The organism is Ramlibacter sp., from assembly GCF_035706265.1.
Taxonomy (GTDB): Bacteria; Pseudomonadota; Gammaproteobacteria; order Burkholderiales; family Burkholderiaceae_C; genus Ramlibacter.
Window position 1 is genome coordinate 1 of sequence record NZ_DASSVG010000100.1, and the last position, 11,763, is coordinate 11,763.

Here is an 11,763-nt window from a genome sequence, read left to right on the forward strand (position 1 = left end):
CCGGCCGAATCTTCCGCCGCTTCCGAGTCGCCGGCGCGGCCCGCGCCGACCACCAGGGCCGAACGCGACAGGGAGCGGGCCGAGAAGGCCGCGGCCCGCCGCAACGCTGCCGCCGACGGCCAGCCCCGCGGCGGGACGCAGGCCGCCGCCACCGCGCCGGCAGCGGCCCCCGACGCCTCGCGCCCGGTACCGCCCCCGTCGGCGCGCGCCGAGCCGGAGCCTTCGCGCCCGCAGGTGGCGACCTCCTCCAGTTCCGCCAGCTACCAGGCGGTGGAGCAGTGCAAGGAGCGCTTCTTCCTCGCCAAGGAACTGTGCCTCGCGGAGCATTGCGACAAGGCGGGCGCGCGCAACCACCCGCTGTGCGTCAAGCGGCGCGAGGAAGCGCGCATCCGCGAGGAAAGCAAGGTCCAGCGCTAGCAGCCCGGGCCGCCGGGCGACGGCCCCGCGCCGGGGCCGCGCGGCTCAGAGCACGTCGAGGTTGTGCACGCCGAACTGGCCGCGGGCGCGGTCGGCGAAGAAGTGCTCCAGCGTCTCCTTGACGGTGCGGAAGGCGATCTCGTCCCAGGGGATCTCGTGCTCCTCGAACAGGCGCGCCTCCAGCGTCTCGAAGCCGGGATCGAAGCGGTCCGACAGCAGCCGGGCGCGGTAGAACAGGTGCACCTGGCCGACCCGCGGCACCGAGAGCACCGTGAACAGCCCTTCGAGTTCGATCTGCGCGCCGGCTTCCTCGTGGGTCTCGCGCATCGCCCCTTCGGCGGTGGTCTCGCCCAGTTCCATGAAGCCGGCCGGCAGCGTCCACTTGCCCCAGCGCGGTTCGATGTTGCGCTTGCACAGCAGCACCTTGTCGCCGAAGTAGGGCACCGTGCCGACCACGTTCAGCGGGTTCTCGTAGTGGATGGTGTCGCAGGCCGGGCAGACGGCGCGCTGGTGCGTGTCGCCGTCGTCGGGGACGCGGTAGACCACGGCGGTTCCGCAGTTGCGGCAATGCTTGATGGGGCTGCGTAGGATCACGGACATGAAAAGGGCTCCCGCAGGAGCCCAGGAACCGGGAAGGATGGCAGGCAGTTTACGCCTTGGTCGTCTTGGTGTGCTTCTCGATCAGCGCCTTGGCCGTATCGAGCAGCTTGCGGCCGTCGAAGCCGCGCTTGTTCATGTCTTCCACCCACTCCACCTCGATCTGGCGCGAGCGGCGGCGGAATTCCTGCGCCTCGGCCGGGCTGACGGTGAAGATGCTGGTGCCCGGCACGGCCACCGCGGCCTTCCGGCCCGGAATGTCGCCGGCCTGCTGCACCTTGCCCAGCCAGGCCGAGGTGGCCATGCCGGAGTTGGCATCGATGACCTTCTTCAGGTCCGGCGGCAGGGAGTCGTACTTGGCCTTGTTCATGGCCATCACGAAGGTCGTGGTGTAGAGCGCGCCGCCGGCCGGATCGAACTCGGCGTGGTGCTTGGTGAGTTCGTGCACCTTCACCGAAGGCACCACCTCCCAGGGGATCACGCAGCCGGTGATGGTGCCCTTGGAGAGCGCATCCGGGATCTGCGGCAGCGGCATGCCCACCGGCGTGGCGCCCAGCGAGCCCACCAGCTTGGTGACCTGGCGCGTCGGCGCCCGAACTTTCAGGCCGCGCATGTCGGCGACCGTCTTCACCGCCTTGTCGACGGTGTGGATCACGCCGGGGCCGTGCACGTGCAGGGCGATGACCTGCGTTTCCTTGAATTCGTCCGGCGCCAGCGTCTGCACGTATTCCCAGTAGGCCTTGGAGGTGGCCTCGGCGTTGGACATGATGAAGGGCAGCTCGAACACCTCCACCCGCGGGAAGCGGCCGGTGGTGTTGCCGGGCAGCGTCCAGATGATGTCGACCACGCCGTCGCGGGCCTGGTCGTACAGCTGCACCGGGGTGCCGCCCAGCTGCATGGCCGGATAGGCCTCGAACTTGATGCGGCCCTTGGAATCCTTCTCCACCTTGTCCATCCACGCCTTGTGCATGTTGAGCCAGACGTTGGAGGTGGGCGCCATGAAGGTGTGGAACTTCAGCGTGACGGACTGCTGGGCGAAGCCGGTGAGGGCGCTGCCGCCCAGCGCCGCAGCGGCGCCGGTACGAAGAAGGGTTCTGCGTTGGATCATGTTCGGTTTTCCCAGCGAGAGATGGGGCCGAAGTTAACGCATGGGCCGCTTCGGGGTTTGGGGGCTTTCCCTCACGGTCACGCGCTGCGCGCGTGCTCCGGGCCCCCTAGGCGATGTACTTCAGCAACCAGAGCGAGATCGGCGGGAAGAACAGCAGCAGCAGCGTGCGCACCGTGTCGCTCACCAGGAAGGGCATGACGCCCCGGTAGCTCTCCCAGATCGGGATCCCGCGCGCCATGCCGTTGACGATGTAGACGTTCAGGCCCACCGGCGGCGCCAGCAGGCCGAAGCCCACCGTCATCAGCACCATGATGCCAAACCAGATCGCCGTGTATTCCTTCGACATGCCGAAGTCCAGCGACATGATCATGGGGAAGAAGATCGGGATCGTCAGCAGGATCATGGACAGTTCGTCCATCACGGCGCCGAGCACCACGTAGAACAGCAGCACGGCGGCCACCACCGCCACCGGCGGCAGGCCCCAGCTGCCCACCACGTTGGCGAGCTGTGCCGGCACCTGGGTGAGCGCGAGCGCCGCGTTCATCAGGTCGGCGCCGATGAAGATCATGAAGATCATCGCCGAGCCTTCGGCGGTGGCGTAGAAGCAGTGCCTGAACTTCTGCCACGTCATCTCGCCCTTGAACAGCGCCGCCAGGAAGGTGGCCGCGGCGCCGACGGCCGCGCCCTCGGTGGGCGTGAAGAAGCCGCCGTAGATGCCGCCGAACACCAGCGCGAAGATCACCGCGATCGGCAGCACGCCGCCGAGAGCCCTCCACGTCATGCGGGAGGCCTGTTCGTGCTCGGGCGCATGCCCCGGCACCATCCGCACGTAGAGGCCGATGGCGATCATGTAGCCCACCATCGCGATCAGGCCCGGGATCATGGCCGCCGCGAACAGCTTGGCGATGTTCTGCTCGGTGAGGATGGCGTAGACCACCAGTGGCACCGAGGGCGGGATCAGGATGCCCAGCGTGCCGCCCGCGGCCAGCGTGCCGGTGGCGAGCCGGCCGGAATAGCCGTGGCGCGTGAGTTCGGGCAGCGCCACCGAGGTGATGGTGGCGGCCGTCGCCACCGAGGATCCGCAGATCGCGCCGAAGGCGGCGCAGGCCATCACCGCGGCCATCGCCAGGCCGCCGCGGAAGCGCGACATCACCGCGCTCGCGAACTCGAACAGCGCCTTGGAGATGCCGCCCTGGGTGGCGAACTGCCCCATCAGGATGAACAGCGGGATCACCGACAGGTCGTAGCTCGCGAAGCGCGCGAAGGCCTGGGCATTGAGGAAGCTTTCCAGCGGCGCCAGCCCCGCCTGCAGCACGTAGCCCACGCAGCCGGCGACGAACATGGAGATGGCGATCGGCGCGCGCAGCGCCATCAGCAGGAGCATCAATCCGAAGATCAGCCCGCTCAGTGCCAGCGGGCTCATACCAGGGCCCCCACGCTTGTCACTTCGTGTACTGCGCTGCCCCCCGAGGGGGCCTTCGCGCCTTCGGGCGGCCGTGCGGCGCTCATTCGTGCACCTCCTCACCGAACCCGAACGCGGCCTGCCACAGGGCGATGACGGCCGTCAGCCCCAGCGGCGGCACCATGGTGGCGTAGACCACCCACTCGGGGAAGCCGAGCATCATGGTGGTGGAGTGGGCCTTGTACGAGCTCAGGCCGCCGAGCGTGGTGCGCCAGGCGAGCAGGGCGATCGAGAGCCCGAGCAGCAGGGCGCCGAGGCGATCGAGCCGCTCGTTGGTGCGCGCGCTCGCCTTGGCGGTGAAGAAGTCGACGATGATGTTGCCGCGCCGGGCCTGGCACCAGGGCAGGAAGAGGGCGATGGCCGCGCCCGCGGCGACGCCGGTCAGCTCGAAATCGCCCACCAGCGTGGTGCCGGTGGTGTTGCGTCCCAGCAGGCTGACGCAGGTCATGAGCGTGATGCCGGTGAGGATGAAACCGGCCACGATGGCGCAGAACTTCGCCAGGGATTCCAGGACGCGCAAGCCTTGCCCCTCTTGTTGCTTTCTCGGGATGGCCGCGATCATAGGGCGCGGCGCAGGCACCGCGTCCTATGGATTGTGCCGAGGCGGGCCCGGGTCGGGCCTCAGGCCGCCTGGATCTTCAGCGAGATCTGCTCCAGCCCGCCCACGCCGCCCACCAGCGTGTCGCCGGCCACGACGGCCGCCACGCCCTCGGGCGTGCCGGTGTAGATCAGGTCGCCGGGCGCGAGCTCCCAGGCCCTGGAGACGTGCTCGATGATCTCGCCGATGTTCCAGATCAACTTCGAGACGGTGCTGCGCTGGCGGTCCTTGCCGTTCACCTGCAGCCAGATCTCGGCGTTCTCGATGTCGCCGGCCTGCTCCGCGGGCGTGATGGCGCCGATCGGCGAGGAGGCGTCGAAGGCCTTGCCGATGCACCAGGGGCGGCCCTGCTTCTTCATCTCCGCCTGCAGGTCGCGGCGGGTCATGTCCAGGCCCACGGCGTAGCCGAAGATGTGGCTGCGGGCGTCGGCGGCGGCGATGTTCCTGCCGCCCTTGCCGATGCAGGCCACCAGCTCGATCTCGTGGTGCAGGTCCTTGGTCAGGCTCGGGTAGGGCAGGGTCGCGGTCTGGCCCGGGTTCACCACCACGGCGGCGTCGGCGGGCTTGAGGAAGAAGAAAGGCGCCTCGCGGCCGGTGAAGCCCATCTCCTTGGCGTGTTCGACGTAATTTCGCCCCACGCAGTAGATGCGGCGGACCGGGAAGCGCTCGGCGCGGCCCACGACGGGCACGCTGACGGCCGGCGCCGGCGGGAAGACGTAGCTCATGACAACCTTTCTTCGGTGTGGATACCCAGCGCTTCGTGCACGGGTCGGTCGGAAAAACTGAACAGGACGCAACCCGTGGCCGAAGCGAGGCGCGCAGTGTGCCACGAAGGCACTACGAAGTGATCGCGCGGGCCGAAGGCGTAGCGCCATTCCTGCTCGCCGGCGCTGATCGTCACTTCGCCTTCGCCCTCGACGACGCTGTAGACGGCGCCGTCGGTCTGGCGCCAGCCCTTGCCGCCGAAGCCCGCCGGCAGCTTCTGCAGGAAGGTGCCGATGGTCGGCATGGGCCACCCGCCGGTGAGCGGGTTCACGTAGCGCAGCTTGGTGCCGTCCCATTCGTCGATGGGCGCGCTGCGTTCCAGCTGCTCCAGCGCCTCGCGGCTGCGCTCGTAGGGATAGCTGAAGATCGGCGAGGTGCGGCCGTAGGGCGAGGTGGCGCGCACCGGGGCCATGTTGTGGCCATAGCGGGCGAAGCTGGTGCCTTCGGCGCGCGTCACCTGCTGCGAGCGGCTGGTGTCGTTCTGCGCGAAGCCGGCATCGAAGAAGCGCACCATCGGGATGTCCAGGCCGTCGAGCCACACCACCGGCTGGTCGGCCTCGTGGCCGTGGTCGTGCCAGGTCCAGCTCGGGGTGATGATGAAGTCGCCCGGGTGCATCACGGTGCGCTCGCCGTCGACGGCGGTGTAGGCGCCCGAGCCTTCGACGATGAAGCGCAGCGCGCTTTGCGTGTGGCGGTGGCTGGGAGCCACTTCGCCGGGCAGGATCAGCTGCAGGCCCGCATAGAGCGATTGCGTCACGGCCGACTGGCCGCGCAGCTGCGGGTTCTCCAGGATCAGGACGCGGCGCACGGCCTCTTCGGCGGTGATGACCTCGCCGGCGCGCATCAGGTACGGCCGCACCTGCTCGTACTTCCAGAAGGCCGGCACGCAAGGCGTCTTCGGCTGCGGCGGCACCAGGGCATGCAGCACTTCCCACAAGGGCGTGAGGTGGTGCGGCGCCATGTCGCTATAGAGCTGCTCGCGCAGCTGCCTGGTGGGAAGGGGGGCGTTCATGGTGTCTCCTCTAGGTGCTGCGGCCCAACCAGGCGCCATTGTGTTCCAGCCGCGCCTGCAGGGCGGCGATGTCCACTTGCGCCGCCGGTGCCGTGTTGCGCAAGGCGAGGTCGGCCGCGGTGCCCGCCGCCTGGCCCATGACGAAGCAGGCGCCCGTCACGCGGGCGGCCGACTGCGCCTCGTGGCTCATCGAGGCGCAGCGGCCCGCGATCCAGACGTTGTCCAGCCCCTCGGGCACGGTCATCCGGTAAGGCAGGTGGTTGAAGCCGCGGCTTTCCGGGATCTTCGGCCAGCGGAATTCGACGTCGCCCTTGAGGTGCAGCTCCAGCGGCCAGCCGTTGACGCCGATGGTGTCGTCGAAGCTGGCACATTCCAGCACGTCGGCTTCGGTGAGCTGGTAGAGGCCGCGCACGCGGCGCGTCTCGCGGATGCCCACCTGCGGCGCGATGTCGACGATGTAGCAGCTCTCGAAGCCGGGCACCTCGCGCAGGAAGCCGGCCACCTCGGCGATCTGGCGCCGGCCCAGGACCTCCGCCTCGCTCAGGTCGCGCGCGTCGGTGCCGTCCATGGCATTGCCTTCGCGGTTGGCCAGCTGCGTGAGGTTCACGCGCCATTCGATGCCGCTCTTCTGCGGCCGCACGATGGGCGTCTTGCGCGGGAAGCGGTAACGGCCTTCGGCCTCGGCCTGCAGCATCAGCCTGGGGATCACTTCCCAGGCCTTGCCGGCGCGCTCCGGGTTGACGCCGTTGATGCGGAACATGGTCGACGGGTAGAGCATGTTGCCCTGGCCGTCGCCCTTCTCGTACGGGGCACCGGCCCAGGCCGCGAGGTCACCGTCGCCGGATGCGTCGATGAAGGCGCGGCCGACCACCGCGTGGCGGCCCGATTTCGTTTCCACCAGCAGGGCCTGCACGCGGCGCGCGCCGTCCATCACCACGCCGGCGGCGAGCGCGTGGAACAGGATCTCGACGCCGGCCGAGAGCAGCAGGTCGTCGGCCGCGATCTTGTAGGCGGCAGTGTCGTAGGCCTGCGCCACGGTCTTGCCGAACAAGGCATGCGGCGCGTTGAGGCCGCCCAGGCGATCGATGCGTTGCAGCAGTTCGTCGGCCACGCCGTGCACCACCTGGCGGATGTCGCCGTGCACGTTGGCATGCAGGCCGCAGAAGTTGGTCACGCCGGCGGCCGTGCCCATGCCGCCCAGGAAGCCGTAGCGCTCCACCAGCAGCGTCTTGCGGCCGGCGCGCGCGGCCGCGACGGCGGCGGCCATGCCGGCCGGACCGCCGCCCAGGACGACCACGTCGTATTCGCCCCAGACCGGCGTTGCGCGGCTGGGTTCCGTGAGAGTGCGGGTCATGTGGAAGAGCGTAACAAAACTCAAGGTCGGCTTCGTCCGACAACCGTCAGCGCGAGTTTCGACTTCAATGCATGGGCTACGTATTGCATTGCATTTGAAAGGAACATAACGATGAACGCTTCTGCTGTCCGCCACGCGCTGCTCGCCGTCACTGCCACCGCTTTCGGCCTGGCCGGCTGCGCCGACATGAACATGCCCAACATGAGTCCCACCGCCCGCAACACGGCGATCGGCGCCGGCGTGGGCGCGCTCGCGGGGGCTGCCATCGGGGGCGATGCCAAGGGTGCGCTGATCGGCGCCGGGGTGGGTGCGGCCGGCACTTATATCTGGTCGCGCCAGATGGAGCAGAAGAAGCTGGCGATGCAGCAAGCCACCATGGGCAGCGGTGCGACCGTCGTGCAGACGGCCGACAACCAGCTGAAGCTGGAGGTGCCGAGCGACCTGTCGTTCGACACCGGCCGCGCGGACATCAAGCCGAACATGCGGCCCATCCTCGACCAGTTCGCCAACGGGCTGGCGAACCAGCCGAACACCGAAGTGCGCATCATCGGCCACACCGACAGCACGGGCTCGGACGAACTGAACAACCGGCTGTCGCTTGATCGGGCACAAGCGACCAAGAACTACCTGGTCTCGCGCGGCGTGGCCGCCGGCCAGATCCAGGTGGCCGGCCGCGGGGAGCACGAGCCGGTGGCCGACAACAGCAGCGACGCCGGCCGGGCGCGCAACCGCCGGGTGGAGATCTTCCTGGGCGAGCGCAGCGTCGCGGCGCGGTGAGATTGATGGCGGCGGCTGGCTCCCCGTACGGTGGCTGCCTCCCCGTAGGCTGGTGCTGAGCGCCGACAGGCCGAAGCCCAGCGATGCGCGAGCGCCGCGAAGCGCTGGGCTTCCGGCGAGCCCGGACCTGTCGGCCCGGGCTCGCGTCAGCGCCAGCCTACGAACAGCGCGCGCCAGATCGCGAGAAAGCGCGCTACGCCCCTTCGCTCTTCGCCACCAGCTCGAAGTGCTCCACCGTCGGCGGCTGGGCGAAGAAGGGTCCGACGATCGCGCGCCATTCGGCGAACAGCGGGCCGCCGCGGAACTTCACGGTGTGGTCTTCCAGCGTGTCCCAGAAGACCTGCAGCACGTAGCGCTCCGGCGACTCGATGCCCTTGTTCACCTTGTAGCCGCGGAAGCCCTCGGCGCGGGCGATCACGCTGCGCGCGCCGCGCTCGATCGCCTCTTCGAATTCCTTCTGCTTGCCCGGCTGGATGCGGATGTCGGCGAGTTCCAGGATCATCGTCTTGCCCTTCTCAGTATTGCTTCTCGGGCAAGTCTACCGCCAGCCCGTCGAGCTCCGGCGTGAGCTTGATCTGGCAGCTGAGACGGCTGTTCGGCTGGCGCGGCGAGGCGGTGAACGCCAGCATGCCGTCCTCGTCGGCGGACGGCAGCTCGAGCCGGCTCGCGAAGGGCTCGCGCACATAGACGTGGCAGGTGGCGCAGGTGAGCATGCCGCCGCAATCGGCCGCGATGCCGTTGACGTCGTTCGCCACCGCGGCCTGCATGAGGCTCTGGCCGGTCTTCGCTTCCAGCGTGGTTTCGCCGGGCGCCGACGGCGGCCCGAACAGGTGCACCTTGATCTTCTTCATCAGAACCTGCCGAAGTATTCGCGCCGCTGGAATTCGTCCCGGTCCTCCGCGGCCTCGAAGCGCTGCTGCTCGCTTTGCTTGATGCGCGTGAAGTACTCGACGAAGGCCGGCCCGAAGGCCTCGCACAGCGCCACGTCCGTGCGCAGCGCGTCCAGCGCCTCGCCCAGGCTGGTGGGCAGCCCTTCGCCGGCGCCGCCATAAGGCGCGGCGGTGGCGGCGGGGGGCAGCAGGCGGCGGCCGATGCCGTCCAGGCCCGCATGCACCTGGGCGGCGAAATAGAGATAGGGATTGGCCGCCGGCTCGCCGATGCGGTTCTCGATGCGCGTGGCCGCGTCGCCGCAGGCGCCGATCACGCGCAGCAGCGCGCCGCGGTTGTCGCGCCCCCACAGCACCGACTGCGGCGCCAGCGCGTTGGGGCGGAAGCGGCCGAAGCCGTTGGCCGTGGGCGTGCAGAACGCCGCCATCCCGCGCGCGTGCTGCAGCAGGCCCGCGAGCCAGTGCTGGCCCACCGGCGACAGCGTGTGGCCCGCATCGTCGGGCCCCGTGTGCGCCTCCGGGCTCTCGCGGCGGAACGCGTTGCCGCCGCTGCGCAGGTCCACCAGCGACTGGTGCAAGTGCCAGCCGCTCGCCATGATGTTGGGAAAGGGCGGCCGGCACATGAAGGTGGCGTGGTAGCCCGCGCGGCGCAGCGCCATCTTCACGGCATTGCGGAACAGGACCATGTTGTCCGCCGCCGTGAGCGCATCGGCGGGCTCGAACACCGCCTCGACCTGGCTGGGCCCCAGCTCCACTTCCAGCGACAGCAGCGGCAGGCCCAGCGCCTGCGCGGTGCGCTGCACGATGCGCAGCGGCTCCTCGGCCAGGTCGTACCAGCCCTCCGCAAGCAGGTTGTAGCCGGGATGCAAGAGGCTCACGCGCGGCGCCGGCGGCGGCCAGTCGGCCTGCGCGGGATCGAGCTGCGCGTCCTCGATGCGGTAGATGTGGAACTCGACTTCCAGCCCGCACTTCAGGCCGTAGCCCGCCTGCGCGAGCCGGGCCAGGGCGCGCTGCAGCACGCGGCGGGTGTCCAGCTCCACCGGCTGTCCGTCCTCGAACCAGGGCTGGCACTGGATCCAGCCGGTGGCCGCGGCCCAGGGCAGCGGGCGGAAGCTTTGCGGATCGCCCAGCAGCTGCAGGTTGTTGGCGAAGCCGAAGCCGGGCAGCGAGGCCGTCCCGCCCGGCTCGAACACCTTGAACGCCGTGCGGTCCGAGGTGTCCTTCAGCATCAGCGTACTGACCATGCCGACGCCCTCGCGCAGCGCCCGCTGCGCCGCCGAGGCGACCAGCGTCTTGCCGCGCAGCACGCCGTGCAGGTCGCACCAGGCGAAGCGCACCAGCTCCAGCCCCTGCGCCTCGATCGCCCGCGCCACCCGCGCAACCGCGTCTTCCCGCGCGGCATCGTGGATGCCGCAGCGTACTGCGAAGGACGTCACGTGGGCTGGGCCTCCGTGCTGCGCGCCGCGCCGGCGCTCCACGGGGCGCCGGCCCGTCTGGCCTGCACGCGCTGCTGCCACCACGTCGCCCACTCGCCCGCGGGCGCGATGCCGTCCACGGTGTCGGGGCCGCGCAGTTCCGCGGTCAGCGCCGGATCTGCCGCACCCGGCGCGCTACCGCCGGCCTGCACCGTCTCGATGGCCTGCAGCAGCGCCCGCCGGTTGGCCATGATCACCTTGTCGCTGGTGCCCAGGTGCTCGCGCGTGCGGTCCTGGATCGCGCCCATGCTCTCCACGGCCCACTGGTCGTGCACGTTGATGTCTTCCTCGCCCATGCCGAGGAAGGTGCGCGAACGCTGCTCGCCGGGATCGAAGCCCCAGTCGTTGTGGCGGCCGGATTTCGGCACGTAGTCCGGCAGCGCGATGAACTGCAGCCGCTGCTGGCGCATCGCTTCCTTGTCCACCGGGCCGGCGAAGCTGGTGAAGATGGAATACCAGTAGGTGTGCGTGTCGTCCACCGGCAGGTGCATCTGGGTGATGGTGAGCGTCTCCGACAGCGGGATCACGAAGGTGTGCGGGAAGATCGCCTGCGTCACGCGCACGTGGGTGAGTTCTTCCGTCATCGGCCGCAGCGCCGTGATCTGCAGGCCCCAGGGCCGGTTCTCGAAGGAGATCTCGGGCTGGTGGAACTCGCGCATGATGCGCGTCATCGGCCACTTCTCGCCGCCGAAGTCGCCGGCGCTGGCGCTGCGGAACTGCTTGCCTGCGGGGTTGTCGCCCACCGCCTCCAGCGGGGCGTCGCTCAGGAAGCGGTGCAGGAAGGAGGGATGTGCCGGATCGATGCCGACCTCGAAGGCCTGCAGCCAGTTGCAGTGCCACAGGCCCTTGAAGGCGAAGGTGTGGCTCGCGGGCGCCTCGAAGCAGTCGAAGCGGGGGAAGGGCGGCGGCGTGCTGCCTTCCTCGCCGAACCAGCCGAAGAGGATGCCGCTTTTCTCGACCACCGGATAGCTGCGCTGGCGCACCCGCTCGCACAGCCGGCTGCCGGCGGGCTCGGCCGGAGTTTCGAGGCAGCGGCCGCTGGCGTCGAACTTCCAGCCGTGGAAGGGACAGCGCACGCCATCGCCCTCGTGCCGCGCGAAGGCGAGGTCGGCGTTGCGGTGCGGGCAGTCGCGATCGAGCAGGCCCCAGCGGCCGGCCGCGTCGCGAAAGAGGATCAGGTCCTGCCCCAGCACCCGCACCGCCTTGAGCGCGCGCTGCGCCATGCGCGGATCGAGCCGCGGCTCGAATTCGTCGACCAGGGCCACGGGCTGCCAGTACTGGCGCATGACCGCGCCGCAAGGCGAGCCCGGG

12 protein-coding genes and 1 pseudogene are annotated in these 11,763 nt (G+C 69.7%); 2 read left to right on the forward strand and 11 right to left on the reverse strand.

Annotation, left to right across the window (positions count from 1 at the left end):
* Window positions 1-417: pseudogene (locus VFM98_RS03860) on the forward strand (hypothetical protein); the annotation flags it as partial.
* Window positions 418-462: 45 nt separating this feature from the next.
* Here the strand turns inward: VFM98_RS03860 and VFM98_RS03865 are convergent.
* The 7 genes from VFM98_RS03865 to VFM98_RS03895 all read right to left on the reverse strand — a co-directional run bounded on the left by VFM98_RS03865 (window position 463) and on the right by VFM98_RS03895 (window position 7,313).
* Window positions 463-1,011: an NUDIX hydrolase gene (locus tag VFM98_RS03865; protein WP_325108595.1), complete on the reverse strand. Its 549-nt coding sequence runs from the start codon at window positions 1,009-1,011 to the stop codon at window positions 463-465.
* Window positions 1,012-1,066: 55 nt separating this feature from the next.
* Window positions 1,067-2,122, reverse strand: a complete 1,056-nt coding sequence (locus tag VFM98_RS03870) for a TRAP transporter substrate-binding protein (protein ID WP_325108584.1) — start codon at window positions 2,120-2,122, stop codon at window positions 1,067-1,069.
* A gap of 106 nt (window positions 2,123-2,228) precedes the next feature.
* Window positions 2,229-3,545 carry a TRAP transporter large permease gene (locus VFM98_RS03875; protein WP_325108585.1) on the reverse strand — a complete coding sequence of 439 codons (1,317 nt, stop codon included), beginning with the start codon at window positions 3,543-3,545 and terminating at the stop codon, window positions 2,229-2,231.
* An 82-nt stretch (window positions 3,546-3,627) separates the two neighbouring features.
* On the reverse strand, window positions 3,628-4,104 hold the full coding sequence (locus tag VFM98_RS03880; protein WP_325108586.1) for a TRAP transporter small permease: 477 nt from the start codon (window positions 4,102-4,104) through the stop codon (window positions 3,628-3,630).
* Between the two features lie 101 nt (window positions 4,105-4,205).
* Window positions 4,206-4,907 carry a fumarylacetoacetate hydrolase family protein gene (locus VFM98_RS03885; protein ID WP_325108587.1) on the reverse strand — a complete coding sequence of 234 codons (702 nt, stop codon included), beginning with the start codon at window positions 4,905-4,907 and terminating at the stop codon, window positions 4,206-4,208.
* Entirely contained in the window at window positions 4,904-5,959 is a 1,056-nt protein-coding gene (gtdA, locus tag VFM98_RS03890; RefSeq protein WP_325108588.1) for a gentisate 1,2-dioxygenase, read from the reverse strand. Before gtdA ends, VFM98_RS03885 begins: the two co-directional genes overlap by 4 nt.
* Window positions 5,960-5,969: 10 nt before the next feature.
* Complete coding sequence (locus tag VFM98_RS03895; protein ID WP_325108589.1) at window positions 5,970-7,313, reverse strand: FAD-dependent oxidoreductase; 1,344 nt, start codon at window positions 7,311-7,313, stop codon at window positions 5,970-5,972.
* A 111-nt stretch (window positions 7,314-7,424) separates the two neighbouring features.
* Between VFM98_RS03895 and VFM98_RS03900 the strand changes: the two genes are divergently transcribed.
* The gene (locus VFM98_RS03900; RefSeq protein ID WP_325108590.1) at window positions 7,425-8,090 is read left to right on the forward strand and encodes an OmpA family protein; all 666 of its coding nucleotides are present in this window, start codon (window positions 7,425-7,427) and stop codon (window positions 8,088-8,090) included.
* Window positions 8,091-8,283: 193 nt separating this feature from the next.
* Here VFM98_RS03900 and VFM98_RS03905 read toward each other — a convergent pair whose 3' ends face one another.
* From VFM98_RS03905 to VFM98_RS03920, 4 genes are all read right to left on the reverse strand, one after another.
* A complete protein-coding gene (locus VFM98_RS03905) occupies window positions 8,284-8,592 on the reverse strand; it encodes an antibiotic biosynthesis monooxygenase (RefSeq protein ID WP_325108591.1) in 309 nt (102 codons plus the stop codon).
* A gap of 13 nt (window positions 8,593-8,605) precedes the next feature.
* Window positions 8,606-8,941: a 2Fe-2S iron-sulfur cluster-binding protein gene (locus tag VFM98_RS03910; protein ID WP_325108592.1), complete on the reverse strand. Its 336-nt coding sequence runs from the start codon at window positions 8,939-8,941 to the stop codon at window positions 8,606-8,608.
* Window positions 8,941-10,413, reverse strand: a complete 1,473-nt coding sequence (locus VFM98_RS03915) for a glutamine synthetase family protein (RefSeq protein ID WP_325108593.1) — start codon at window positions 10,411-10,413, stop codon at window positions 8,941-8,943. The genes VFM98_RS03910 and VFM98_RS03915 overlap by 1 nt, the downstream gene beginning before the upstream one ends.
* The coding region (locus VFM98_RS03920) for a Rieske 2Fe-2S domain-containing protein (RefSeq protein WP_325108594.1) at window positions 10,410-11,763 on the reverse strand (1,354 nt) is incomplete at its 5' end. The genes VFM98_RS03915 and VFM98_RS03920, both read right to left, overlap by 4 nt.

Coding starts and splice junctions, on each gene's coding strand:
- VFM98_RS03870 (WP_325108584.1), bottom strand. CDS start 2,122: ATGATCCAACGCAGAACCCTTCTTCGTACCGGCGCCGCTGCGGCGCTG.
- VFM98_RS03875 (WP_325108585.1), bottom strand. CDS start 3,545: ATGAGCCCGCTGGCACTGAGCGGGCTGATCTTCGGATTGATGCTCCTG.
- VFM98_RS03885 (WP_325108587.1), bottom strand. CDS start 4,907: ATGAGCTACGTCTTCCCGCCGGCGCCGGCCGTCAGCGTGCCCGTCGTG.
- gtdA (WP_325108588.1), bottom strand. CDS start 5,959: ATGAACGCCCCCCTTCCCACCAGGCAGCTGCGCGAGCAGCTCTATAGC.
- VFM98_RS03895 (WP_325108589.1), bottom strand. CDS start 7,313: ATGACCCGCACTCTCACGGAACCCAGCCGCGCAACGCCGGTCTGGGGC.
- VFM98_RS03900 (WP_325108590.1), top strand. CDS start 7,425: ATGAACGCTTCTGCTGTCCGCCACGCGCTGCTCGCCGTCACTGCCACC.
- VFM98_RS03905 (WP_325108591.1), bottom strand. CDS start 8,592: ATGATCCTGGAACTCGCCGACATCCGCATCCAGCCGGGCAAGCAGAAG.
- VFM98_RS03910 (WP_325108592.1), bottom strand. CDS start 8,941: ATGAAGAAGATCAAGGTGCACCTGTTCGGGCCGCCGTCGGCGCCCGGC.